Annotated in this window: 22 protein-coding genes; 11 read left to right on the top strand and 11 right to left on the bottom strand. The window is 72.5% G+C overall.

Features of this window, described 5'->3' with window-relative positions; all coding sequences use genetic code 11:
* The first annotated feature begins 97 nt into the window (after positions 1-97).
* The 3 genes from OG522_RS16515 (at position 98) to OG522_RS16505 (ending at position 2,707) form a co-directional block, all read left to right on the top strand.
* Entirely contained in the window at positions 98-1,690 is a 1,593-nt protein-coding gene (locus OG522_RS16515; protein WP_329463736.1) for an MDR family MFS transporter, read from the top strand.
* Positions 1,691-1,848: 158 nt separating this feature from the next.
* Positions 1,849-2,289, top strand: a complete 441-nt coding sequence (locus tag OG522_RS16510; RefSeq protein WP_329463735.1) for a helix-turn-helix transcriptional regulator — start codon at positions 1,849-1,851, stop codon at positions 2,287-2,289.
* A gap of 10 nt (positions 2,290-2,299) precedes the next feature.
* Entirely contained in the window at positions 2,300-2,707 is a 408-nt protein-coding gene (locus OG522_RS16505) for a VOC family protein (RefSeq protein ID WP_329463734.1), read from the top strand.
* A gap of 22 nt (positions 2,708-2,729) precedes the next feature.
* Here OG522_RS16505 and OG522_RS16500 read toward each other — a convergent pair whose 3' ends face one another.
* The 7 genes from OG522_RS16500 to OG522_RS16470 all read right to left on the bottom strand — a co-directional run bounded on the left by OG522_RS16500 (position 2,730) and on the right by OG522_RS16470 (position 9,329).
* Complete coding sequence (locus OG522_RS16500) at positions 2,730-3,962, bottom strand: low temperature requirement protein A (RefSeq protein ID WP_329463733.1); 1,233 nt, start codon at positions 3,960-3,962, stop codon at positions 2,730-2,732.
* A 79-nt stretch (positions 3,963-4,041) separates the two neighbouring features.
* The gene (gene cseC / locus OG522_RS16495; RefSeq protein ID WP_329463731.1) at positions 4,042-5,367 is read right to left on the bottom strand and encodes a two-component system sensor histidine kinase CseC; all 1,326 of its coding nucleotides are present in this window, start codon (positions 5,365-5,367) and stop codon (positions 4,042-4,044) included.
* Positions 5,368-5,487: 120 nt separating this feature from the next.
* Positions 5,488-6,189, bottom strand: a complete 702-nt coding sequence (gene cseB, locus OG522_RS16490) for a two-component system response regulator CseB (protein ID WP_329463730.1) — start codon at positions 6,187-6,189, stop codon at positions 5,488-5,490.
* Positions 6,190-6,310: 121 nt separating this feature from the next.
* The gene (locus OG522_RS16485) at positions 6,311-6,964 is read right to left on the bottom strand and encodes a hypothetical protein (RefSeq protein ID WP_329463729.1); all 654 of its coding nucleotides are present in this window, start codon (positions 6,962-6,964) and stop codon (positions 6,311-6,313) included.
* Positions 6,952-7,509, bottom strand: a complete 558-nt coding sequence (locus OG522_RS16480) for a SigE family RNA polymerase sigma factor (protein WP_329463728.1) — start codon at positions 7,507-7,509, stop codon at positions 6,952-6,954. The genes OG522_RS16485 and OG522_RS16480 overlap by 13 nt, the downstream gene beginning before the upstream one ends.
* A 217-nt stretch (positions 7,510-7,726) precedes the next feature.
* Positions 7,727-8,650 (bottom strand): A/G-specific adenine glycosylase, encoded by a 924-nt coding sequence (locus OG522_RS16475; protein ID WP_382802616.1) that lies wholly within the window; start codon positions 8,648-8,650, stop codon positions 7,727-7,729.
* Positions 8,651-8,702: 52 nt separating this feature from the next.
* Positions 8,703-9,329, bottom strand: coding sequence for a phosphatase PAP2 family protein (locus OG522_RS16470; RefSeq protein WP_329463727.1), 627 nt, complete (start codon positions 9,327-9,329; stop codon positions 8,703-8,705).
* A 162-nt stretch (positions 9,330-9,491) separates the two neighbouring features.
* Between OG522_RS16470 and OG522_RS16465 the strand changes: the two genes are divergently transcribed.
* Positions 9,492-10,352 (top strand): hypothetical protein, encoded by an 861-nt coding sequence (locus OG522_RS16465; protein WP_329463726.1) that lies wholly within the window; start codon positions 9,492-9,494, stop codon positions 10,350-10,352.
* Between the two features lie 15 nt (positions 10,353-10,367).
* Here the strand turns inward: OG522_RS16465 and disA are convergent, their stop codons facing one another.
* Positions 10,368-11,492, bottom strand: a complete 1,125-nt coding sequence (gene disA / locus OG522_RS16460) for a DNA integrity scanning diadenylate cyclase DisA (protein WP_329463725.1) — start codon at positions 11,490-11,492, stop codon at positions 10,368-10,370.
* A 90-nt stretch (positions 11,493-11,582) separates the two neighbouring features.
* Positions 11,583-12,980, bottom strand: coding sequence for a DNA repair protein RadA (radA, locus tag OG522_RS16455; protein ID WP_329463724.1), 1,398 nt, complete (start codon positions 12,978-12,980; stop codon positions 11,583-11,585).
* 338 nt (positions 12,981-13,318) lie between these two features.
* On the opposite strand from radA, the gene OG522_RS16450 reads away from it, so the two are divergent.
* Positions 13,319-14,980: a hypothetical protein gene (locus OG522_RS16450; RefSeq protein WP_329463723.1), complete on the top strand. Its 1,662-nt coding sequence runs from the start codon at positions 13,319-13,321 to the stop codon at positions 14,978-14,980.
* A gap of 38 nt (positions 14,981-15,018) precedes the next feature.
* Here OG522_RS16450 and OG522_RS16445 read toward each other — a convergent pair whose 3' ends face one another.
* Positions 15,019-15,834, bottom strand: a complete 816-nt coding sequence (locus tag OG522_RS16445) for a hypothetical protein (RefSeq protein ID WP_382802606.1) — start codon at positions 15,832-15,834, stop codon at positions 15,019-15,021.
* A 52-nt stretch (positions 15,835-15,886) separates the two neighbouring features.
* On the opposite strand from OG522_RS16445, the gene OG522_RS16440 reads away from it, so the two are divergent.
* The 4 genes from OG522_RS16440 to ilvD all read left to right on the top strand — a co-directional run bounded on the left by OG522_RS16440 (position 15,887) and on the right by ilvD (position 20,330).
* A complete protein-coding gene (locus OG522_RS16440; protein ID WP_329463722.1) occupies positions 15,887-16,819 on the top strand; it encodes a Ppx/GppA phosphatase family protein in 933 nt (310 codons plus the stop codon).
* A gap of 88 nt (positions 16,820-16,907) precedes the next feature.
* Positions 16,908-17,729: a sugar phosphate isomerase/epimerase family protein gene (locus OG522_RS16435; RefSeq protein ID WP_329463721.1), complete on the top strand. Its 822-nt coding sequence runs from the start codon at positions 16,908-16,910 to the stop codon at positions 17,727-17,729.
* Positions 17,726-18,364, top strand: coding sequence for a TetR/AcrR family transcriptional regulator (locus OG522_RS16430; RefSeq protein ID WP_329463720.1), 639 nt, complete (start codon positions 17,726-17,728; stop codon positions 18,362-18,364). Before OG522_RS16435 ends, OG522_RS16430 begins: the two co-directional genes overlap by 4 nt.
* A 115-nt stretch (positions 18,365-18,479) precedes the next feature.
* Positions 18,480-20,330 (top strand): dihydroxy-acid dehydratase, encoded by a 1,851-nt coding sequence (gene ilvD, locus OG522_RS16425; protein ID WP_329463719.1) that lies wholly within the window; start codon positions 18,480-18,482, stop codon positions 20,328-20,330.
* Between the two features lie 7 nt (positions 20,331-20,337).
* On the opposite strand, the gene OG522_RS16420 is transcribed toward ilvD, so the two are convergent.
* Positions 20,338-22,494 carry a serine/threonine-protein kinase gene (locus OG522_RS16420; protein WP_329463718.1) on the bottom strand — a complete coding sequence of 719 codons (2,157 nt, stop codon included), beginning with the start codon at positions 22,492-22,494 and terminating at the stop codon, positions 20,338-20,340.
* Positions 22,495-22,613: 119 nt separating this feature from the next.
* On the opposite strand from OG522_RS16420, the gene OG522_RS16415 reads away from it, so the two are divergent.
* Positions 22,614-22,868: an SH3 domain-containing protein gene (locus OG522_RS16415; RefSeq protein WP_329463717.1), complete on the top strand. Its 255-nt coding sequence runs from the start codon at positions 22,614-22,616 to the stop codon at positions 22,866-22,868.
* Between the two features lie 579 nt (positions 22,869-23,447).
* Positions 23,448-23,927, top strand: a complete 480-nt coding sequence (locus tag OG522_RS16410; RefSeq protein ID WP_329467615.1) for a hypothetical protein — start codon at positions 23,448-23,450, stop codon at positions 23,925-23,927.
* Positions 23,928-23,954 lie beyond the last annotated feature (27 nt).

The raw sequence follows: 23,954 nt of genomic DNA, 5'->3' as shown, positions 1-23,954 counted from the left end.
GCAAGTTGGGGTCTACCTTCCCCAGTGTAGTGGTAACTAGCCGGGCGGCAAGTAAGTGCCCCGCTCGGTGGACGGCACGCTCAGGGAGTTGGGGACGATGGCGACGGGGATAACGGACGAGACGGCCGCGGAGACGGGGGTGAGCGACGGGCCACAGCCCCGCAGCGTGCGGGTCGTGCTGCTCGCGCTCATGATCGCGATGCTGCTCGCCATGCTGGACAACATGATCGTCAACACGGCGATGCCGACGATCGTGGGCGAGCTCGGAGGCCTTGAGCACCTGTCCTGGGTGGTGACCGCCTACACCCTGGCCACCGCCGCCTCCACGCCGATCTGGGGCAAGCTCGGCGACATGTACGGGCGCAAGGGCGCCTTCCTCACCTCCATCGTGATCTTCCTGGCCGGCTCCGCGCTCAGCGGCATGGCACAGGACATGACCCAGCTCATCGGCTTCCGCGCGATCCAGGGTCTCGGCGCCGGCGGCCTCATGGTCGGCGTCATGGCGATCATCGGTGACCTCATACCGCCCCGCGACCGCGGCAAGTACCAGGGCATGATGGCCGGCGTCATGGCGCTCGCGATGATCGGCGGCCCGCTGGTCGGCGGCGCCATCACCGACCACCTCGGCTGGCGCTGGACCTTCTACATCAACATCCCGCTCGGCGCGGTCGCGCTCGCCATGGTCACCGCCGTCCTGCACCTGCCCAAGAAGCGGGCCCGCGGCCGGATCGACTACCTCGGTACGATCCTGCTCACCGTCGGCATCACCTCGATCGTCCTGGTCACCACGTGGGGCGGCTCGCAGTACGCCTGGGGCTCCGCGATCATCATGGAGCTCATCGCGCTGGGTGTCGCAGCCATCGTCGGCTTCCTCTTCGTCGAGACGAAGGCCGCCGAGCCGATCGTGCCGCTGCACATCTTCCGCAACCGCAACTTCTCGCTCATGTCCGGGATCGGCTTCCTCACCGGCTTCGTGATGTTCGGCGCGATGCTGTTCCTGCCGCTGTACCAGCAGTCCGTGCAGGGCGCCTCCGCCACCAACTCGGGCCTCCTGCTGCTGCCGATGCTGCTCTCGATGATGGCCGTCTCGCTGATCGCGGGCCGGGTCACCACCAACAGCGGCAAGTACAAGGTCTTCCCGATCATCGGCGGCGCGCTCGTCGTGGTCGGCCTGTTCCTCCTGTCCACGATGGACACCACCACGACCCGGCTGATGTCCGGTGTCTACATGGCGGTGCTCGGCGCCGGCATGGGCTTCCTGATGCAGATCACGATGCTGGTCGCGCAGAACAGCGTCGAGATGAAGGACATGGGCGTCGCCTCGTCCTCCACGACCCTCTTCCGTACGCTCGGCTCGTCCTTCGGCGTCTCGATCATGGGCGCGATCTTCACCAACCGGGTGGGCGACGAGATGGTGCACCGGCTCGGCGCGGCGGCGTCGTCGGGGGCCGGCAACCTGGCCAACGCACAGCTCGACAAGGCGAGCCTGGCGAAGCTGGCACCGCCGGTCCGTGAGGCGTACCAGTACGCCGTCTCCTCCGGTACGCACGGCACGTTCCTGGTCGGCTCGATCATCGCGGTGGCCATGTTCGTGGCGGCGCTGTTCGTGAAGGAGGTGCCGCTGCGTGGTTCCGGCCCGGCGGCGCCGGTCGACAAGGTCGCGCCGGCCGACTCGGTGAGCGTGAGCTGACCGCGCGTCTCGTGCCCCGTCCGCGCGGCGGGGCACGAGACGCCGCTGTGCCCCCGGGGACCGGTAGAACCCCCCCCTTGCTCCGGGGGCACCGTCGTGTCCACCGGCCCCTGCCGACGCCAGGGGCCGTGTCAGTGCCCGGTGGTAGCGTCGATCGCATGACGCCCGAAGACCTCGCCAACCTCGCGCACCTGCGCCGAGCGCGGGATCTCATCGACCGTGAGTACGCGCGACCGCTCGACGTGCCGACGATGGCCCGGCACGCGCTCATGTCCCCCGCGCACTTCTCGCGGCGCTTCCGGGCGGCCTACGGCGAGACTCCGTACAGCTATCTCATGACCCGCCGGATCGAGCGGGCGATGGCGCTGCTGCGCGGCGGGATGAGCGTGACCGACGCGTGCATGGCGGTGGGCTGTACGTCACTCGGCTCGTTCAGCTCGCGGTTCACCGAAATCGTCGGCGAGACGCCGAGCGCGTACCGCCTCGGGGTGCACCCCGCCGTGGCCGCGATGCCCGCGTGCGTGGCGAAGGTGCGCACCCGCCCAGCCCGCCACCTTCCGGGCAGGATTCGAGAAGCGGACGGCGACGCCGCCGCATAGCTTTGACGGCATGACCATCGCACTCCAGTACTGCCACATCACCGTCAACGACCTGGACGAGTCGCTCGCCTTCTACCGCGACGCGCTCGGCCTCGAAGAGCGCAACGACGTCGCTTCGGGCGGATTTCGCTGGGTCACCCTCGGCAGCGCGACGCAGCCCGACCTCGAAATGGTGCTCTCGGAACCGCACGCCGGCCGTTCCCAGAGCGACGGCGACGCCCTCCAGGAGCTGCTCACCAAGGGCGTTCTGCCGATGTGGGTGTTCCGGACGGACGACCTCGACGCGACGTTCGAGAAGGTGCGCGCTTCGGGCGCCGAGGTCCTCCAGGAGCCCATCGACCAGCCCTGGGGCCCCCGCGACTGCGCCTTCCGCGACCCGTCGGGGAACCTGGTGCGCATCCAGCAGGGCAAGAAGTAACGCGGCCCGGGGCGCCGGGCCGCTAGCCCGCCCCGGCCAGGCGGCGCCGGTGACTCGGCCCCTCCGCCGCCACCGACACCCCGAGGAGACCCGCCGGAACCGCCAGCACCACCGCCACCGGCAACGACCCCGCCACCGGCACCAGCGCCGCGATCAACAGCGCGGTCCCCACGCGGAGCAGCACCACCGGGTCCCGTACGCCCGTGAAGGCCGACCGGACCGCCGCCGTGGACAGCAGGAACAGCGCCACCCCGCCCAGGACGCACAGCGCGAGCGCCGTGGTGAGCCGGTTCGCCGAGCCCACCACGGCGGTGCCCACCGCACCCCCGGTCACCGCGAGTCCGAGCTGTACGGGCAGATGCCCGAAGACGTAGGTGTGCAACAGCCTTGGATCGCGGGCCAGTTCGGCGTGCGCGCCCGGCCGGGTCCCGCTGGCGCTGAAGTACGACCACCACAGGCAGGCGCACAGCGCGAACGCCGCCGCGCCCGTCACCGTCGCGGACCCGGCACTGTGGGCCTTGACCAGGCCGTTGGTGAAGCCGAGCACCGACTCGCCGAGCACGATGATGGTGAAAAGACCGAAGCGTTCGCGCAGGTGCTCCGTGTGGTGCGGGGCCCGTGCGATCCGGCGGCCCGAGAGCAGCGGAATGGCCAGATCGACCGCCATGCCGGCCGCCCAGCTCCCGTACCGCACCGGCCCGGCCGGGGCGAGCAGCGCGCCGCCCGCCCAGAACAGCGCCGAGACGGCCGATCCCGCGCCGAACGAGGCGAGCAGCGGGACCAGTACGCGCTCGCGGCGGGCCTCAAGGGCGTACAGCGCCGCGACGCCGAGCCGGGCGCCCAGGTACGACAGCGCGAACCCGGTGTCCGCGCCCTGGGAGGTCCCCACGCTGCCCACGAACACCCCAAGCCCGCACACCGCCGCGAGGCCGGCCATGGTGACAAGGCGGTGCGAGGTGACGTCCCGGTCCGCGCGGTTGGCCCGGACCGCGTACAGCACCCAGGTCCACCACAGGGGCACGAACAGCGCGGACGCCGCGGCGACCGAGCCGAGGGTGGGTCCGGAGCTGATGCGGTGGGTGATCTGCCCGACCGCCGCGACGAAGACGAGGTCGCAGAACAACTCGAACCAGGTGGCCCGCCGCTCGGCCTCGGGGGGCGCCAACTCGTCGTCGGGGGAGGGGAGTTCGGTCTCCTTCCGGCGGACCGGCGCCGGTTCGGGAAGGAGGGGGGAAGTGTGCTCGCCCGCATGCATGGTCAACAGTCTTGTCGCTGAGGGCCGTTGGCGCCTTCCCGATTTTCGATGAGCGCGGGGCGGGTCGCCCTGCCGCCCCCTACCGCGCCTGCCCGCCCGGCGGCTGGGCCGGGAAGCTGCCCGTGTTCGTCGGGGCGTGTTCGGGCAGCCAGAGCACGGCGATCGCCCCGCCGGTGCCCGCGGCGCCGGACGTGCCCTCCGGCGCGGCGTTGCGGAAGGTGAGCCGGGCGCCGAGCACCTTGGCCTGACCCGCGGCGATCGTCAGTCCCAGGCCGTGGCCGTTGCCCGCCCGGTCGCTCGACCCGGTGCGGAACCGGCTCGGCCCGTCGCGCAACAGCGCCTCGGGGAAGCCGGGGCCGTGGTCGCGGATCCGTACGACCCGGCCCTCGACGGTCACCTCCACCGGTCCCTTGCCGTGCTTGGCGGCATTGCCGAGCAGGTTGCCCACAATGCGTTCCAGGCGGCGCGGGTCGGTGCTGACCGAGGACTCGTGGACGACCCGCACCTTCACCTCGGGGTCGAACACGGCGATGCGCCGGGTGACGAACTCGCCCAGCGCGATCTCCTGGAGCTCGGCCCGCTCGGACGCGCTGTCGAGCCGGGCCACCTCAAGCACGTCCTCGACCAGGGTGCGCATGGCCTGCGCCCGGTTGCGCACCAGCTCGGTGGGGCGGCCGGGCGGCAGCAGTTCGGCGGCGGTGAGCAGACCGGTGACCGGGGTGCGCAGCTCGTGCGCGATGTCCGCGGTGACCCGGCGTTCGGCCTCGATGCGCTCCTGGAGCGCGTCGGTGAGCGCGTCGACGGCGCGGGCGAGCTCGTCGGTCTCGTCGCGTACGAAGCCTCCGATGGCGTCCCGTACCCGTACCTCCGTGTTGCCCTCGGCGACCTTGCCCGCGGCGTCGGCCGCCTTGCGCAGCCGGCGCGAGATCTGGCCGCCGATGAGGATGCCGAGCGCGCAGCCGCCGAAGACGACCGCGACCGAGCCGATGACCAGGGCACGGTCGAGGTCGGCTATCACGCTGGAGCTGCGGTCGGTGAAGCTGGAGTGCAGCGACAGGACGTCGCCGTTGCCCACGGGCACGGCGGCCCAGATGTCGGGCGAGCCGCTGTCGTGGTCCTGCACGGAGGAGACCTTGCGCCCCTGGAGGGCCTTGGCCTTCAGCTCGGGCGGCAGGGCGGGATCGTTGAGCTTGGTGCCGAAGCGGACCCGCTTGTTGCTGGTCTCGTAGTAGTTCTGCGCGAAGTTGAGCCGCTCGACCTGCACTTCGCGGGCGTTGTCGAGCATCGAGACGCGCGCCGCGTTGTGCACGACGAGGCTCAGCGCCATCACGGTGAGCGCGCCGACCGCCGTGATCGCGATGCTGATCTTCCACCGGATGCCGGTGCGCAAGGCGAAGCGCCTCATGCGACGTGCTCCTGTTCGGGCCGGGCCGGGCGGGGGGCGTGGCCGGGGGTCCGGGGGTGGGCCCCCGGGGGACGGAGCCGCCGGATGCCGGTGCGCGGGGCGAAGCGCCTCATCGGCGCGTCACGCCTTCAACTTGTAGCCGAAGCCACGGACGGTCTCGATCCGGTCCTGCCCGATCTTGGTGCGCAGCCGCTGGACGTGCACGTCCACCACCCGGGTGTCGCCGCCCCAGCCGTAGTCCCAGACCCGCTCCAGGAGCTTGTCGCGGGACAGGACGGTGCCGGGCGCCGTGGAGAACTCCAGCAGCAGCCGCATCTCGGTCGGGGTCAAGCCGACGGTCTCGCCGCGCTTGCGGACCTCCATGCCCTCGGTGTCGATCTCGATGTCGCCGAAGGCGAGCACCCCGCGCTCGGGCGCCTCCTCGGGCGTCTCGACGGCGCCGGGCCCGCCCGCGTGGCCGAAGCGGCGCAGCACGGCGCGGATCCGGGCGACCAGGACGGCGCCGTCGAAGGGCTTGGTGACGTAGTCGTCCGCCCCGGCCTCCAGGCCGAGGACGACGTCGATGGAGTCGGCGCGCGCGGACAGCATGATCACAGGCACGGTCGACTCGTCGCGGATCCGGCGGCACAGGCTCACGCCGTCCAGGCCCGGCAGCATCACGTCGAGCAGCGCGATGTCCGGCCGGTCGGCGCGGAACGCCTCCAGGCCGGAGAGCCCGTCGGGCATGGCCGTCACGGTGAAGCCGTCCCGCTCAAGGGCCAGCTGGGTGGCTTCACGGATGACGTCGTCGTCCTCGACGAACAGAACATGGGTCTCGGCCATCGCGCTGCTCTCTCAGTTCTCCGGTGGTCGTTTCCGGCGCCCGGCGGTCGTGCGGTGGATCCGGGCGCGGTAACCAGTCTGCGGCATGACCGTACCGACGGTGGCCGCCCCCGCTGCACGGTCAGGGCGAGGCGGGCACCGGCGCCATGGTCTCGTTGCCGCCGGCCGCCTTGCTGTAGTCGTTCTCCACCTCGTCCTGCTGGGCGAACTTGGTGCCCGACCAGCGGTAGGTGGTGACGATCTCGCTGGACGCGAAGGCCGGCTTGTCGCCCGGTGCGTACATCTGCCGGGTCACCACCAGCTCGCCCCGGTCGATCTCGGCGTAGACCGGAGCTTCCTCCGCGGTGAAGACGTTGCTGTACGAGGCTCCCGAGGAGTGGTAGACGTACGAGCCGAGGCCGACGGCGTCGGAGCAGTTCATGACGTTCACGATCACGTCCTGGCCGCTCGCGCCGGTCAGGTGCCCGTACGTCACGTCGACCGGGTACTCGTCCTTGGTGCAGGGCTTGAGGCCGGCCTTGACCTGGGCGCTGACCTTCGGATCGTCCTTGAGCAGCCGTACCGGGTCGACCTTGGCGAACGGGGCCGGGCTCGACGCGCTGGGCGACGGCGTGGCGTGGGCCGTCTTGTCGCTGCGCGGAGCCGCTCCCTCGTCGCGGGTGCCGGTGCCGCCCGTGGAGCACCCGGCCATGAGCAGCCCAAGGGCGGAGAGCCCGGCCAGTGCCGTGGTCCCCGCCGTCAGAGCGCCCCCGTTGCCCCTGTTCAGGCCGCGCACCGCTCCCGCCCCTTTACCTCGCGCACGGTGCCGTGCTCCAGGGCACGGAAATCGAGCTCGCGGCTCTCCAGCTCCTGGCGGAGCCGGGCCAGCGCGCGGTGCAGCGTGCTCTTGACGGTGCCGGCCGACATGCCGAGCGCCGCCGCGGTCTCCTCGGTGCTCATCTGCTCCCAGTGCCGCAGCACGACGACGCTGCGCTGCTTGGGGGCGAGCACCTTGAGGACGTCCATCAGCAGGGCGCGGTCGGCGCGCTGCTCGGAGCCGTCCTCGACGCGGGCGTCGGGCAGCTGCTCGGTCGGAACCTCTTCGAGCTTGCGGGCCCGCCACCACTCGGTCCGGGTGTTGATCATGACCCGGCGCAGGTAGGCGTCGGCGAGCGTCTTGTCGGCGATGCCGTCCCAGCGGCCGTAGGTGCGGGCCAGCGCGGTCTGGAGCAGGTCCTGTGCGTCCACCGGGTCCGGAACGAGCCGCCGGGCACTCCGAAGAAGCGCGTCCTGCCGGGTGCGTACGTACTCCTCGAACTCAAGCACCTCGCCCTGCGCCATACCCAACCGCCTCCGTCATCCCCGCGAGCTGGTCCCGCTCGTCCTGCTGGTCGCTTACGTGAATGAACCTACGGAGCGCTTGTCACGGGGCTGTGCGGAGGAGCCGTCGGCCGACGCACGGAGAGCCATCGGTTGTGTAACAGCCGAGGTTTACCGCCGTTTTCCAGGGGTAACGCCGCTGTTCCGGGCGTAACGGGCACACTCGGACACGCCGGGTTCAGGAGTGCGGCAGCCGGTAGTAACCGCCGTCGAGGGGCTCCACGAGACCGTCCGCGACGAGGGTGTCGAGCGCCCTGGCGCGCTGCACCGGCTCGTGCCACACCGCGTCGAGCGCCGACTGCGGTACGGGGTCGGTGGCCTCGCGCAGCACCGCGAGCAACCGGCCGCGCACCTGCCGGTCGGTGCCCGCGTACGTCTGCCCGCGCCGCGCCGGGCCCTGGTGGGCGGGCTTCCCGGCCAGCCGCCAGGCGCACTGCGCGGCGATCGGGCAGCGTGCGCACGTCTCGTTCTTCGCCGTGCAGACCAGCGCGCCGAGCTCCATGGAGGCCGCCGCCCAGCGGGCCGCCGTGGCCTCGTCCTCGGGCAGCAGCGCGCGGGCCAGGTGCCGCTCGGCCGCGGTGGTGGCGGTCGGCGGGTACTGCACCCCGGTGACGGCGCGCGCGAAGACCCGGCGGACGTTGGTGTCGAGGACCGCGTGGCGCTGCCCGTACGCGAACGAGGCGACCGCGGCCGCCGTGTACTCGCCGATGCCCGGCAGCGCGAGCAGCTGACCGTGATTGGCCGGTACGTCGCCGCCGTGCCGCTCCGTTATGGCGAGAGCCGCGCCGTGCAGCCGCAGCGCGCGGCGCGGATAGCCGAGCCGGCCCCAGGCGCGCACCGCCTCGCCGGGCGCCTCGGCGGCCAGGTCGGCGGGGCGCGGCCAGCGCGCCAGCCACTGCTCGTACACCGGCAGCACCCGGTTGACCGGGGTCTGCTGGAGCATGAACTCGCTGACCATCACGCCCCAGGCGCCTGCCTCGGGGCGCCGCCAGGGCAGGTCGCGGGCGTGCTCGCCGAACCAGCCGATGACGGATTCGTGGAGGACGGCGGGCTCGGTCGTCGCGTTCGTGGACACGGTGGGCATCGTCGGCAGAATCTTCATCGCAGATCCGATCCTGGCACGTTCGGCGCCCGAAGGGGGAGCACGAGGGGGCTCAGCGGCGCGCGTGCTGCCGGGCGTGCTGGCGCGCGCCGGGTCCGGCGAACCCGGCGACGGCCGAGATGTCGCTCGTACGCATCGACTCCGCCAGCGCCAGCGCGGGCCGGGTGCCCACCTTGACGACCAGCAGCGCGACGACCACGCCGAGCGCCAGGCCGACCGCCACGTCGTGGGGGTAGTGCACCCCGACGAACACCCGTGAGAAGGCCATCGCCAGCGCCATCGGCACGGTGAGCAGCCAGATCCGGGACCAGGCGAGCGCCAGCGCGAGGGCGGCGGCGCCCGCGATGGTGGCGTGGTTGGACGGGAACGACCAGTCGCCGTTGACCGGGCAGGCGATCAGCGAGGTCGCCGCCCCCGCCACGGCGCGGCAGGGCCGTTCCTCGTCGATCACCGACTTGAGCACCTCGCTGCACACGTAGGCGGCCGCCGTCGCCAGCGGGGCGAGCAGGGCGAGCGCGAGGGACGTCGTGTCGCGGCGCCGGGCCCGCCACCAGGCGACGACGAACAGCACGCCGAACAGGAGCAGGCCGTACTCCGTCCAGACCTCGACGATGTGCTGCACCCACGACGGCATGTCGTGGGCGAAGTCGGTGATGTTGCGGTAGAGCTCACTATCCATGGTGACGGACAGTATGAATCATCGGTGCGAGCTCATCGCGGGCGACCGGGGCCGCCGCCCCGCCCCCGACCGCCGCCCTCCGTGATGATGATCCGGAAAACTTGGGACGAGAGGCGGCGGGTGGGGCGGGAGTTGGCCGCGATCTCTCGTAAGGTTCGGTGCGTGGGATCTCTGCGCAATCCGGTCGGGCCGCTTCCCTCCTCCATCTACTGGCGACGGAGGGCAGTCGCGCTGTCCTTGATCGCACTGATCGCGATCATCGTCCTGTGGGTCGTCACCTCCGGTGGTGGCAGCGGCAACAAGAGCAGCGGCAACGACAAGGGCCCGCAACCCACGCACTCCATCACGCCGGGCCCCTCCGGCTCCGGACCCGCCGTCAGCACCGCGCCCGGCGGCCGCGACGAGTCCAGCGGTTCGGGCGGCTCCGGCGGCTCGGGCGGTTCCGGTGGTTCGGGCGGCTCGGGTGGTTCGGGCGGCTCGGGTGGTTCGGGCGGCTCGGGTGGCGCCAACTCCGGTGGTGGCGGTGCGAGTGCCGGCTCGTCGGGCTCCGACTCCGGTTCCGGGAGCGGGAGTTCGGGCGGTGGCGGCAACACCGGCCGTCAGGTGCCGGCCGGGTCCGAGCTGCCGACCTGCGCGCCGGGGTCGCTGACGCTGACGCTCCGCAGCAGCAAGACGGCGTACGCACCGGTGGAGAAGCCGCGGCTCGAAGTCGTCCTCAAGAACAACTCGGCCTCCACCTGCAAGGCGGACCTCGGGCCGAAGGGGGCAGTCGTGACGGTCACCTCCACCGGCAACGACCGGGTGTGGTCGACGGACGACTGCGCGGTCGGGAACGGCAGCGTGTTCTTCGAGGTGCCGGGGGACGACACGATCGTCCACACCGTGGAGTGGGACCGCACGAAGTCCGCGCCGAGCTGCGCGACCCCGCCGGCCGGCTCAGTGCCCCCCGGCACCTATCTCCTGGAGGCCCACTTCCCCGGCCTCCCGGTGGCGAGGGCGTCCTTCTCCCTGGCCCAGGACTAGCCCCGCCCGCGCCGGCTACACGTACCGCTCCAGGATGGAGGACTCGGCCAGCCTGGACAGGCCCTCGCGCACGCTCCGCGCTCGCGCCTCGCCGACGCCGTCGACGGTCTGGAGGTCGTCCACCGAGGCGGCGAGCAGCTTCTGGAGGCCGCCGAAGTGCTCGACCAGGCGCTCGATGATCGCGCCCGGCAGCCGCGGCACCTTCGCGAGGAGGCGGTAGCCGCGCGGCGACACCGCCGAGTCCAGCGTCTCGGGCGAACCGCTGTAGCCCAACGCCCTTGCCACTATGGGCAGTTCGAGGAGCTCGGCATGTGTGAGGTCGTTGAGTTCGCGCAGCGCCTCGTCCACCGTGCGCGACCGCTTGGCGGTGGGCTCGGGCACGTAGTCCCGCACCACCAGCTCGCGCTCGGGCTCGACACCCGCGATCAGCTCGTCCAGCTGGAGGGAGAGCAGCCGCCCGTCCGTGCCCAGCTCGACCACGTACTCCGCGATCTCCGTCGCGATGCGGCGCACCATCTCAAGACGCTGGGCCACCGCCGTGACGTCCCGGACCGTCACCAGGTCCTCGATCTCAAGCGCGGACAGCGTGCCCGCCACCTCGTCCAGGCGGAGCTTGTAGCGCTCCAGGGTCGCGAGGGCCTGATTGGCGCGGGACAGGATCGCCGCCGACTCCTCCAGGACCCGGCGCTCCCCGTTCACGTACAGCGCGATCAGGCGCATCGACTGGGAGACCGAGACGACCGGGTAGTTGCACTGCTTGGAGACGCGGTCGGCGGTGCGGTGGCGGGTGCCGGTCTCCTCGGTGGGGATGTCGGCGTCGGGGACCAGCTGCACACCGGCCCGGTGGATCTTGGTGATGTCCTTGTCGAGGACCAGCGCGCCGTCGAGCTTGCACAGCTCGCGAAGGCGCGTCGCGGCGAACTCGACGTCCAGGACGAAGCCGCCGGTGCACATCGAGTCGACGGTCTTGTCCAGACCCAGGACGATCAGACCGCCGGTGTTGCCGCGCAGGATGCGCTCCAGGCCGTCGCGGAGCGCCGTGCCGGGCGCGACGGCGCTCAGGGCGGCGCGCATCAGCGCTTCGTTACCGGAGCCTGTGCCGGACTTTCCGGGTGCTGATGCCCGGTCGTTGGCTGCCACTGCACTCCTCCGGTGTTGCTCATACGGCGCGTACTGCTCGGGTACTGCTCGTACGGACGGGCGAGACCAGGGCAAAGTCTACCGGCGCGGCTACTCCCCCTGTGGGGCCTGTGCACGACGCCCGCGCGGGAGCACCCGCAGCGCGTCACCCATGTCGGCGACTTCCGTGACCTTCATACCGGCCGGGACCTTGCCCGGGTCGGTCGGCACCAGAGCGTGGGTGAAGCCGAGCCGGTGCGCCTCGGCCAGCCGGCGCTGCACCCCGGTGACCCTCCTGACCTCGCCCGCCAGGCCCACCTCGCCGATCGCCACCAGGTTCTTGGGCAGGGGAGTGTCGCTGGCCGCCGAGGCCAGGGCCAGGGCGACCGCCAGGTCCGCGGCGGGCTCGGAGAGCTTCACGCCGCCGACCGTCGCGCTGTAGATGTCGCGCTTGCCGAGCGCGGTGATGCGGCCCCGCTGTTCGAGCACCGCGAGCATCATCGAGACGCGGGAGGTCTCCAGGCCCGAGGTGGTGCGGCGCGGGGAGGGGATCTGCGAGTCGACCGTGAGCGCCTGCACCTCGGCGACCAGCGGGCGGCGGCCCTCCAGGGTGACCGTCAGGCAGGTGCCGGGCACGGCCACGTCGCGCCGGGTGAGGAACAGGCCGCTGGGGTCGGCGAGTCCGGTGATGCCCTCGTCGTGCAGCTCGAAGCAGCCCACCTCGTCGGTCGCCCCGTAGCGGTTCTTGACGCCTCGCACGAGACGGAGCCGCGCGTGGCGGTCGCCCTCGAAGGAGAGGACCACGTCGACCAGGTGCTCAAGCAGGCGCGGGCCCGCGATCGCGCCGTCCTTGGTGACGTGGCCGACCAGGAGCGTGGACATGCCGCGCTCCTTGGAAGCGCGGATCAGGGCGCCCGCGACCTCGCGGACCTGGGCCATGCCGCCGGGGGCGCCGTCGATCTCGGGGGAGGCGACGGTCTGCACCGAGTCCAGGACGAGCAGGGACGGCTTCACCGCGTCCAGGTGGCCGAGGACGGCGGACAGGTCGGTCTCGGCGGCCAGATAGAGGTGGTCGCTGAGCGCCTTGATGCGGTCGGCGCGCAGCCTGACCTGGCTCGCCGACTCCTCGCCCGTGATGTACAGCGTGCGGTGGTCGTCGGAGGCAGCCTTCGCCGCCACGTCCAGGAGCAGCGTGGACTTGCCGACGCCGGGCTCGCCCGCGAGCAGGACGACCGCGCCGGGCACCAGGCCGCCGCCGAGCACCCGGTCGAGCTCGTCGACGCCGGTGGTGCGGGCGGTCGCCTGGCGGCCGTCCACCTGGCTGATGGGCAGGGCGGCGGTCGAGACCCGGCCCGCCGCCGTGGTGCGAACCGCGGGCGCGCCGTACTCCTCGACCGTCCCCCAGGCCTGGCACTCGGGGCAACGGCCGAGCCACTTGGCGGTGGTCCAGCCGCATTCGGTGCAGCGGTAGGACGGCCGGTCCTTCGCGGATTTCGTACGGGCAGCCATGGCGTCACCGTATAGGGGGCCACTGACACTCCCGTACGGGCCGCCACCCACGCCGCCCGGCAGGGGTGCCGCGGTTGCCGCCGGGCCCGTGTTGCGAGGGGCCTTGTGCCTGCCCGGCGCGGGGGCCGCTTTTCCGCGCCCCGCCGTTCGGGTGGTCCTGGCCCGCAGGCCGCCGTTCCGGCTGCTTGCGGCCGTTGGAACTGTGCGTGATCGGTCTGCCATGGAATGCCGTGGAAGACCAGGTTCCTGTCCCCTTTTGAGGGATACGTTCACCCGTAAGGATTAATTGTGCGCAACCGGTACGAAGAACCCTCGATCCTCCCCCTACGGTCGCTCGGGTGACGAGCAGCAGACTGGATCAGCCAGCGCACAACACCGGCGCACACCGGGCGCCCCGCACGTTGACCCAGCGCCCGCCCGCGCGTTACGAGGCGTACCTCGACGGCCTGTTCACCTACTGTCTGTCCGTCCTGTGCGACCACGACGAGGCGATCGCCGCGCTCGGCGACATGCTCGCCGTGTCCGAGCGCCAGTACGCGCGCTGCCCCCAGGGCGAGGCCGAACGCAAGGCGTGGCTGTACGCGCTGGCCCGCTGGGCCTGTCTGCGCAAGCTGGCCGAGCGCAGGCGCAACCGGCAGGGCGCCCACACCGGACGCGTGCCCGAGGAAACCCCCGCCGCCGCGATCGGTGAGGAGGAGCAGGAGCGCCGCCGCCGCGAACTCGCCCTGCTCGCCTGGCCCGAGGCCGCCGGCACCACCCCCGAGCAGCGCGAGGCCCTCGAACTCGCGGTCCGCCACCAGCTCGGCGCCCGCGAGGTCGCCTCGGTGCTCGGCATGACCTACCCGGCCGCCCGCGAACTGCTCGCCGCGGGCGCCTGCGAGGTCGAGCGGACCCGGGCCGCGCTCGCCGTCGTGGAGACCGGCGGCTGCCCGTCGGTCGCCCAACTGACCGGCGACCACCAGGTGTTGCTGTCCGCGGCGCTGCGCCGCGAACTGGTCCGGCACGTGGACGACTGCCCCCGCTGCCGTCGCGCCGCCGAACGCGCGGACGCGGGCGGCCCCTGGCCCGGCTCGACCGTCACCCCGGCCGCGCTGCCGCTGGCTCAGGCGCCGCGGGCCGCCGCGCACGCCGCGATGCTGCACGTGCCGCGGACGCGCGGCGGGGCCCCGCGCTTCGACCGCACCGGGTTCCCGATGGACCCCAAGGACCGGGCGGCCCGGCGCGACCGGCTGCGCGCGAGGGCGGTCACCACCACCGTCGTCGCCACCGTCGTCGCCGCGCCCGTCTTCGCACTCTGGGCCGCCTACCGCGGAGCCCCGTCCACGGGGGAGACCCAAGGCGGCGCGAAGGTCACCGCGAGCGAGGCCGACACTCCCGCCGGCCTGAACGGGCACCCGTACGACCGGTACGAGAACGCGGGCAACGCCCGCAGCGAACCCGAAGGCCGCTTCACCGCCGGCAGCCGCGCCCCGGACGTCTCCGTCGAGGTCATCAGCCCCTCGGCCGCCCCCGCGGGCCCCGGCCGGCTCGCCGTCGCGGCGAGCTCGGCGGGCGACACGACCGTGCTCACCCTCACCTCGACCGGCGGCTCGCCCGTCGACTGGTCGCTGCGCAGCCGCGCCCCCTGGCTCTCCTTCAGCCAGAGCGCGGGCAAGCTCGCGCCCGGCCGGAGCGTCACCGTCTACATCCGGGTCGAGCACGCCGTGGAGCCGCACCGCTCCTGGTCGGTGCGGGTCGAGGTGGCGCCCTCGGGCGCCGCGGTACGCATCTCCGGCGACGGCACCCCCCTCACCCCGCCGTCCGCGCCCGACCCCGGCCACCCCGGCCACCCGGGCCACCCCGGCCCGCCGGGATCCAGCGCGTCCGCCTCGCTCCCGCCCACGCCGCCACCGTCGAGCCCGGCGCCCACGCCCTCGCAGCCGACGTCGAGCCCCACGCCGACCCCACCCGCCTCGCCGACACAGACCCCGCCGGCACCCCCGGCCGGCCACACCGGCTGACCGGGCTTGGGGTCAACTCCCGTACCGCGTAGGCCTGCTTACCGCGCGGGATCGGCGGGGTGCGGCGCGACCAGCGGCAGCTGCGAGGCGAGCCGCGCCTCGCACTGCTCGACGAGGACGGCGTACGCCTCCTCGCCCATCAGCTCGGTGAGCTCCGGCTTGTACGTCACGTACACCGGCTCGCCCGCGCCGTGTGCGGACGTCGCCGAGGTGCACCACCAGTGCAGGTCGTGGCCGCCGGGGCCCCAGCCGCGGCGGTCGTACTCGCCGATCGAGATCTGCAGCACCTTGGTGTCGTCGGGCCGCTCGATCCAGTCGTACGTCCGGCGCACCGGCAGCTGCCAGCACACGTCGGGCTTGGTCTCAAGGGGCTCCTTGCCCTCCTTGAGGGCCAGGATGTGCAGCGAGCAGCCGGCGCCGCCCGGGAAGCCCGGCCGGTTCTGGAAGATGCAGGAGCCCTCCCAGCGGCGGGTCTGGCGGTCGCCGTCCTCGTCGGTCTGGATCCAGCCCGACTCGGTGCCCACGTCGTGGAACTGCCACAGCTCCGGGGTGAGCCGCGCCACATGCCCGGCCACCCGCTTCTCGTCGTCCTTGTCGGAGAAGTGGGCGCCGAGCGTGCAGCAGCCGTCGTCGGCGCGGCCCGCCTCGATGCCCTGGCAGCCGCTGCCGAAGATGCAGGTCCACCGTGAGGTCAGCCACGTCAGATCGCAGCGGAAGACCTGCTCGTCGTCGGCGGGGTCGGGGAATTCGACCCAGGCGCGCGGGAAGTCGATCCCCTGCTCGTCCTGAACCGGTGGGGCGGGGTTCTTCGCGGCCTTGGCTTTGCCCGGCTTCGCCTTTTTCGTCTTTGGCACACCTCAAGCGTATGTCCGAGGCCGTGTCCGCACGCGCAGTAGCGTTCACTCCATGAGACTCGGAGTCCTCGATGTGGGGTCGAACACGGTTCATCTGCTGGTGGTGGACGCGCACGCCGGTGCCGCGCCGCTGCCCGCGCACTCGCACAAGGCCGAGCTGCGGCTCGCCGAACTCCTCGACGGGGACGGTGCGATCGGACCCGAGGGCATCGACCGGCTGGTCGCCACGATCAGTGGCGCGCTGCTGTCCGCCGAGGACAAGGGCGTCCAGGAACTGCTGCCCTTCGCGACCTCCGCGGTCCGCGAGGCCAGCAACATCGACCAGGTGATCGCCCGCGTCCGCGACGAGACCGGCGTCGAGCTGCCGGTCCTGTCCGGCGAGGAGGAAGCCCGGCTCACCTTCCTGGCCGCCCGCCGCTGGTACGGCTGGTCGGCCGGAAAACTGCTGCTGCTCGACATCGGCGGCGGCTCCCTGGAAGTCGCGTACGGCATCGACGAGGAACCCGGTGCGGCGGTCTCGCTGCCGCTGGGCGCCGGCCGGCTGACCGCGGGCTGGCTGCCGGGCGACCCGCCGGACCCGGCCGACGTACGGGCCCTGCGCCGGCACGTACGGGCCCAGATCGCCGGAACCGTCGGCGAGTTCGCGCGCTCGGGGCGGCCCGACCACGTCGTCGCCACGTCGAAGACGTTCAAGCAGCTCGCCCGGATCGCGGGGGCCGCACGGTCGAGCGAGGGGGCCTACGTCCAGCGCACTTTGAGTCGTAACTCACTGGAGGAGTGGGTGCCCAAGCTCGCCGCCATGACGGTCGAGCAGCGCACCACGCTGCCCGGCGTCTCCGAGGGCCGGGCGCGCCAGCTGCTCGCCGGGGCGCTCGTCGCGGAGGGCGCGATGGACCTCTTCGAGGTGGATGAGCTGGAAGTCTGCCCCTGGGCGCTGCGCGAGGGCGTGATCCTGCGCCACCTCGACCACCTTCCGGTGGGGTGACCGGTTCCGGGTGAGCGCCGAGTGTGACGTTCGTCGGGCTCGCCGGACCGCCTCCCCGACGAGCGGTGGCGGCCCGTACCCTGTCTCCGTGGCAGATCCAGTGGTGCGCATCCCGGATGCGAAGGTCGCCCTGTCGACGGCCTCGGTCTATCCGGAGTCGACGGCGACGGCCTTCGAGATCGCCGCACGCCTGGGCTACGACGGTGTCGAGGTGATGGTCTGGACCGACCCCGTCAGCCAGGACATCGAGGCCCTGCGGCGGCTCTCCGACTACCACCAGGTGCCGATCCTGGCCGTCCACGCCCCGTGTCTGCTGATCACCCAGCGGGTCTGGTCCACCGACCCCTGGGTCAAGCTCCAGCGGGCCCGGTCGGCGGCGGAGCGGCTCGGCGCCTCCACGGTGGTGGTCCATCCGCCGTTCCGCTGGCAGCGCCAGTACTCCCGGGACTTCGTCAACGGCATCTGGCGGATGGCCGACGAGACCGACGTCAGATTCGCCGTCGAGAACATGTACCCGTGGCGCTACCGGGACCGCGAAATGCTGGCGTACGCCCCCGACTGGGACGTCACCAAGGACGACTACCGCAACTTCACGATCGACCTCTCGCACGCCGCGACCTCCCGTGCGGACGCGATGGCCATGGTCGACCGGATGGGCGACCGGCTCGCCCATGTGCACCTCGCCGACGGGCGCGGCTCGGCGAAGGACGAGCACCTGGTGCCGGGCCGCGGCACCCAGCCGTGCGCCGAGCTCCTCGAACAGCTGGCCCTGACCGGCTTCGGCGGTCACGTCGTCATCGAGGTCAACACCCGCCGCGCCATGTCCGCAGCCGAACGCGAGGCCGACCTCGCCGAGGCGCTCGCCTTCACCCGGCTGCACCTGGCGTCCGCGCCGGCCCGCCGCGCATGACCGGCTCCCCGGACGGTACGGACCCGGGCCGGGCCACCCCGCGCCGCCGCGGCCGGCCGCCGCGGGCCACCGTCGATGCGGGCCCCGGCACGCGCGAACGCATCCTGGCCGCCGCCCGAGCCGAGTTCTCCGGCCGGGGCTACGACAAGACGTCGGTGCGCGGCATCGCCAAGGCGGCCGGGGTCGACGCGGCGCTCGTGCACCACTACTTCGGCACGAAGGAAGAGGTCTTCGCGGCGGCCGTCGAGGTGGACTTCGAACCGGCCCTGACGCTGTCGGCGGTCCTCGGCCACGACCTCGACGGCGTGGGCGAACGCCTGGCCCGCTACTTCCTGTCCGTCTGGGAGAACCCGGCGACGCGCGCCCCGCTGATCGCCGTGATCCGCTCGGCGCTTACCCACGAGGCGGCGGCGAAGGTCCTGCGGGGGTTCGTGCTGCGCCGCCTGCTGGAACGGGTGGCGGCCGACCTGAAGGTCCCCGACCCCCGCTTCCGCGCGGAACTGGCGGCGTCCCACATGATCGGGATCGCGATCATGCGGTACGTACTGGAGGTGGAACCGCTGGCCTCGGCGGACCCGGAGACCATCGTGGGCCTGGTGGGCCCCACCCTCCAGCGGTACCTGACCGAGGGCTAGCCCCCGGGGGTCACATGGCGAACTGGAGTCTTGCCATATGGGCAGGCTGTCCAAATCTTGGAGCACCGGCGTAGGCTCACAGACAGCCCACCCTGTCTGAAGGAGACGAGCGACGATGCCCGAGCTGAGGTCCCGCACAGTCACCCACGGCCGCAACATGGCGGGCGCCCGCGCCCTTATGCGGGCCTCCGGTGTAGCGAGCGAGGACATCGGCAAGCCGATCATCGCCGTGGCGAACAGCTTCACCGAGTTCGTGCCGGGCCACACCCACCTCGCCCCGGTCGGCCGCATCGTCAGCGAGGCGATCCTGGCCGCCGGAGCCGTCCCCCGCGAGTTCAACACCATCGCCGTGGACGACGGCATCGCGATGGGCCACGGCGGCATGCTCTACAGCCTGCCCTCCCGCGACCTCATCGCGGACAGCGTGGAGTACATGGTCGAAGCGCACTGCGCGGACGCCCTGATCTGCATCTCCAACTGCGACAAGATCACCCCCGGCATGCTGATGGCGGCGCTCCGCCTCAACATCCCGACCGTGTTCGTCTCCGGCGGCCCGATGGAGTCCGGCAAGGCGACCCTGGTCGACGGCACGGTCCGCACGCTCGACCTGGTCGACGCGATCTCGGACGCCGTCAACGACAAGATCTCCGACGCGGACATCCTCCGCATCGAGGAGAACGCCTGTCCCACCTGCGGCTCCTGCTCCGGCATGTTCACGGCCAACTCCATGAACTGCCTGACCGAGGCGATCGGCCTCTCCCTGCCCGGCAACGGTTCGGTCCTGGCGACCCACACCGCCCGCCGCGCCCTGTACGAGAACGCGGCCCGCACGGTCGTGGAGATCACCAAGCGGCACTACGAGGACGACGACCACACCGTCCTGCCCCGCTCCATCGCGACCCGCGCCGCGTTCGAGAACGCCATGGCGCTCGACATCGCGATGGGCGGGTCCACCAACACGATCCTGCACCTGCTGGCCGCCGCCCAGGAGGCCGAGCTCGACTACGGCCTCAGCGACATGGACGCCATCAGCCGCCGCGTCCCGTGCCTGGCCAAGGTCGCCCCGAACGTCGCCAAGAACCGTACGTACTACATGGAGGACGTGCACCGCGCCGGCGGCATCCCCGCCATCCTCGGCGAGCTGTACCGCGCGGGCCTGCTCAACGAGGACGTGCACACCGTCCACTCCCGCTCCATCAAGGAGTGGCTGGACGCCTGGGACGTGCGCGGCGGCTCCCCGTCCGAAGAAGCGGTCGAGCTGTGGCACGCGGCCCCCGGCTGCGTCCGCTCGGCCACCGCGTTCTCGCAGTCCGAGCGCTGGGACACCCTGGACACCGACGCCGCCGAGGGCTGCATCCGGGACGCGGCGCACGCGTACAGCAAGGACGGCGGACTCGCGGTCCTGCACGGCAACCTCGCCGAGGACGGCTGCGTCGTGAAGACGGCCGGCGTCGACGAGTCGATCTGGACCTTCGAGGGCCCGGCCGTGGTCTGCGAGTCGCAGGAAGAGGCCGTCGACAAGATCCTGCGCAAGGAGATCACCCACGGCGACGTGGTCGTGATCCGCTACGAGGGCCCCAAGGGCGGCCCCGGCATGCAGGAGATGCTGTACCCGACGTCGTTCCTCAAGGGCCGCGGCCTCGGCAAGACCTGCGCGCTGATCACCGACGGCCGCTTCTCCGGCGGCACCTCCGGCCTGTCCATCGGCCATGCCTCGCCCGAGGCGGCGTCCGGCGGCACCATCGCGCTGGTCGAGGACGGCGACCGCATCCGGATCGACATCCCGGGCCGTACGATCGAACTCCTCGTCCCCGAGGCCGAGTTGGCGACCCGGCGCGAGGCTCTGGGCGGCGTGTACGCGCCGAAGAACCGCGAACGCAAGGTCTCCGCCGCGCTGCGCGCCTACGCGGCGATGGCCACCAGCGCCGACCGAGGCGCGGTCCGCGACGTGTCGAAGCTCGGCTGACCGGGCTTCACCACGCGGTGACGGCGCCGGGGTCGACCGCGAACACCGACCCGTCGGGGGCGGCGGCATACAGCCTGCCCCCGGCGGCGAGCGGCGCGGGAAGGGCGGGCGTGAAGGTGTAACGCCCGCCGTTCATCCGGGGGTTGGTCTGCCCGGCGAGTACGCCCTTGTGTGCGTCGAAGGCGAGCAGCCTGCCGTCGGCACCGGTCAGATACACCCGGCCGTCCGACGCGACGGGACGCGAGGCACGGGCGACGCCGGTGTCGAGCCGCCACGTCTCACCGCCGCGCACCGAGTCCACCGCGACGAGCGCCCCGCCCGCCCCGAACACGTACACCGTGTCCCCGTCGGCCGCGGCCTGCGCCTGGTCGAGTGGGGAGGTGAGCGGGGTGCGGCGGACGGCGCGGGTGGCGGTGTCCAGGCGTACGACGGCCGAGGTCAGCCCGCCGGCGTCGGCCGGCAGCAGGAACAACGCCTTCCCGTCGGCCGCGACCGGCCTCAGCCGCCCGTCGACGCGGCTCTGCCAGCGCACGGCGCCGGTGGCCGGATCGACGGCGCCGACCGAGGTCGACGCGCCGTCCGCGGAGGGTGTGGCGACGAACGCGAGTGCCGCGCCGCCGGGGGAGTCCCCTCGGCCAAGATCGCCGGGCACGATCCACTGCGACCGCCGGTCCCCGATCCGGTGGTGCCATCTCAGCTTCCCGGTAAGGGAGTTGAGCGCGGTGACCCCGCCGTCGGGCGCCGAAAGCAACACGGTGTCGCCCGCGGGACGCACCCCGGAGTACGCCGACACGTCCACCGACCACACCTGCTTCCCGGTGCCGGGGTCGTAGGCGCGCAGCGCCCCGCCCCCGGGCATCCGTACGAGCACCCGGCCGCCGGCGACGACCGGAGCGAGGTCGTCGGAGAGCATCGCCCCGGCCGCCCCCGGCACGGACCACAGGATCTTCCCGTCGAGGGGATCGAGCCGGGCGACCGCGACGCCGGGCGCGGCACAGTAGAGGGAGTGGCCGTCCGGGCCGGCGGAGCAGAAGGGCATGCGGTTCTCACCCGTGCCCTTCCCGGGCAACTGCACGGACCAGGGCCGGAATCGGGAAGCCGCGCCCTGCTCGGGGGCGGCGGCCACGGTCTCGGTGCCGGTCCCGTCGGGCAGCGCCTGGAGGCCCGCCACGGCCCCACCGGCGATCCCGACGAGCGCGAGCGCGCCGAGCACCCAGCGGGCCCGGCCGCGCACCCGGCGGCTCGGGCGCGAGGCGCCCGCCGACTCGGCGGCCGCGCTCTTGCCCCGTACCGGATTCCTGAACCGCTGCGTGCGGATGTGGGCCTCTGAGCCGTACGCGGCCGACCGCAGCGCGGACATCAGCTCGTCCGGGGTGGGCCGGTCGCCGGGGTCCTTGGCGAGGCAGTCGCGGAGCACCGGTTCGAGATCGTCGGGCACACCGGTCAAGTCCGGTTCGTTGTGCACCACTTGGTAGGCGACGATGTAGTGCGAGTCGGAGTCGAAGGGCCCCCTGCCGGTGGCGGCGTGCACGAGCACGGCCCCCATGGCGAACACGTCCGCGGCGGGCCCGACGTCGCGGGGCCGCTGGAACTGCTCCGGCGCCATGAAGGGAGGGGTCCCGATCAGCTTGCCGGTCTCGGTCCGCAGATCACTGTCGTACGGACGCGAAATCCCGAAGTCGATGACCTTGGGTCCGTCGGCGGCGAGCAGCACGTTGCTCGGCTTGAGGTCGCGGTGCACCACCCCGGCCCGGTGGATGTCGCGCAGCGCCTCGGCGAGCCCGGCCCCGAGCCGGCGCACCTCCTCGGCGGTCAGTGGCCCGCTGTCCCTGACCCGTTCGGCGAGGGTGGGGCCCGGAATGTGCACGGTGGCCATCCAGGGCCGGTCGGCCTCCGGGTCGGCGTCGACGACGGAGGCGGTGAAGGCCCCGCTGACCCGCCGGGCCGCCGACACCTCCTGCCTGAACCGCGCCCGGAACTCCGGATCGGCGGCGTGCTGGGCGTGGACGACCTTGACGGCGAGCCGCATGCCGGAGGGAGAGGTGGCCAGGTGCACCACACCCATGCCGCCCGCCCCGAGCACGGATTCGAGCCGGTAGGCGCCGACGGATTCCGGCTCCTCGGCACCCTCCGCCCCGAACCCGATACTGCGCGGCGACGCCATGGCCCACCCCCATGTGTCCGTTGTACGCCCGCGTCCGACGGAGCCTAGTCGATGGGACGTACGGGCCCGAGGGGCTTGCTAGCCTGCGTGTTGCACGCAGAGTGAAGCAGACGGGGGAGATGAACATGGCACGTTATCCGGTGGCGCCGGGCTGCGAACTGAACGTCCGCAGCGGCCCCGGCACGGGGTACGCGGTGGTCGAGGTCCTGCCGCAGGGCGCGACAGTCGAGGTGAACTGCCAGACCCCGGGCACGAAGGTCTCGGGCCCGTACGGCACCACGAACATCTGGGACAACATTGGCAACGGCCGCTTTGTGTCCGACGCGTATGTGAAGACGGGCAGCGACGGCTACGTGGCGCCGCGCTGCGGCTGAGCGGCCGTGGGGGTCTCGCGCGGCTCCGCCGCGGTGGGGCCCCGCGGTTCGAGCGAGCCGAGAGCTCGGGGGAGCGGCCCCATGGGCATCGGCCCGGAGCCGAAGACCGGCTGAAGAGGCGCTGAAGACCGGCCGAAGACCGGCCGGAGAACGCCGTTTCGCGCGGAGCGCACAGCGGGCGAGGCCCCGCACGGTCGGCGGCCCCACGGGACGCGCCCGGGGATAATCGACCCCATGAGCGAGAAGAACGGCGCGAGCGCGGAGGACGGCAGCGGAGCCGAAGGCGGCAGCAAGGCCGACGACGGCAACGTCCCAGCCGACCGAACTGGTGCTGCTGGCCGTCGCGGGGCCGCTGGCCGTTCCGCAGCCGCTGGGCGTACGCGGGCTGCTGGTCGGGCTGATGCTGCTGGCCGTTCCGGGGCCGCAGACCGGGCAGAGGCCGCCGACCGTACCGGTGCCCCTGACCAGACGGAGGCCGCTGACCGGAACGGGCAAGGCGACCAGACGGGGTCCGCCGACCCGACCGCGCGCGGCGACCGGACGGGGCCCGGCGCCCGCAAGGGCAAGCCGGCGGCTGCGATCCTCGCCCCTGGACCGCGGCCCGAGCCGATCCGTTTCTTCGGTACGACGTGGGTCGACCACGACAACGGATACGGCCTGCGCCGAGCGGGCGCAGCGATCGGCTCGCTGGCGGCGGCAGCGGCGGCCTGCTTCGTGCTGCGCTTCGCGTACGAGGGGCTACAGATCGCGAACACCGGCGGATTTGTGAACGTGCTGGTCGTGGTGATGTTCGCGATCTGTAGCGCGCTGGCGTTCCGCAAAACCTGGGAGGGCTTCTCGACCCGCCCCGAGAACCCCGACGCGGACCGCTCGCTCCAGGGTCTGAAGACCATCGGCTTCATCGGCTCCCTGCTGGCCTACTTCTTCCGCACCTTCACCGAGGCCCCCGGCGAGGCGCTGCACCGCAAGGAGTACGAAACGGCCCGCACCCAGTACGAACGCCGCCAGGGCAGCCGCACGGGGAACCCGGCGGCGCGCAAGAGGCCGAAGCGGAAGTAGCGGGGAGGCGGAAGTAGCGGGGCAGAA

The sequence above is a fragment of the Streptomyces sp. NBC_01431 genome (genome assembly GCF_036231355.1).
GTDB lineage: Bacteria > Actinomycetota > Actinomycetes > Streptomycetales > Streptomycetaceae > Streptomyces.
Note: the sequence above shows the minus strand (reverse complement) of the source record. Positions and strands in the feature narration are given on the sequence as shown.

Excerpts from the sequence above, each read along its gene's own strand:
- cseC (WP_329463731.1), bottom strand. The coding sequence starts at position 5,367 with ATGAGGCGCTTCGCCTTGCGCACCGGCATCCGGTGGAAGATCAGCATC.
- OG522_RS16470 (WP_329463727.1), bottom strand. The coding sequence starts at position 9,329 with ATGGATAGTGAGCTCTACCGCAACATCACCGACTTCGCCCACGACATG.
- OG522_RS16505 (WP_329463734.1), top strand. The coding sequence starts at position 2,300 with ATGACCATCGCACTCCAGTACTGCCACATCACCGTCAACGACCTGGAC.
- OG522_RS16430 (WP_329463720.1), top strand. The coding sequence starts at position 17,726 with ATGACCGGCTCCCCGGACGGTACGGACCCGGGCCGGGCCACCCCGCGC.
- OG522_RS16500 (WP_329463733.1), bottom strand. The coding sequence starts at position 3,962 with ATGCATGCGGGCGAGCACACTTCCCCCCTCCTTCCCGAACCGGCGCCG.
- OG522_RS16510 (WP_329463735.1), top strand. The coding sequence starts at position 1,849 with ATGACGCCCGAAGACCTCGCCAACCTCGCGCACCTGCGCCGAGCGCGG.
- OG522_RS16480 (WP_329463728.1), bottom strand. The coding sequence starts at position 7,509 with ATGGCGCAGGGCGAGGTGCTTGAGTTCGAGGAGTACGTACGCACCCGG.
- cseB (WP_329463730.1), bottom strand. The coding sequence starts at position 6,189 with ATGGCCGAGACCCATGTTCTGTTCGTCGAGGACGACGACGTCATCCGT.
- OG522_RS16415 (WP_329463717.1), top strand. The coding sequence starts at position 22,614 with ATGAACATGGCACGTTATCCGGTGGCGCCGGGCTGCGAACTGAACGTC.
- OG522_RS16515 (WP_329463736.1), top strand. The coding sequence starts at position 98 with ATGGCGACGGGGATAACGGACGAGACGGCCGCGGAGACGGGGGTGAGC.
- OG522_RS16420 (WP_329463718.1), bottom strand. The coding sequence starts at position 22,494 with ATGGCGTCGCCGCGCAGTATCGGGTTCGGGGCGGAGGGTGCCGAGGAG.
- ilvD (WP_329463719.1), top strand. The coding sequence starts at position 18,480 with ATGCCCGAGCTGAGGTCCCGCACAGTCACCCACGGCCGCAACATGGCG.
- OG522_RS16475 (WP_382802616.1), bottom strand. The coding sequence starts at position 8,650 with ATGAAGATTCTGCCGACGATGCCCACCGTGTCCACGAACGCGACGACC.
- radA (WP_329463724.1), bottom strand. The coding sequence starts at position 12,980 with ATGGCTGCCCGTACGAAATCCGCGAAGGACCGGCCGTCCTACCGCTGC.
- OG522_RS16440 (WP_329463722.1), top strand. The coding sequence starts at position 15,887 with ATGAGACTCGGAGTCCTCGATGTGGGGTCGAACACGGTTCATCTGCTG.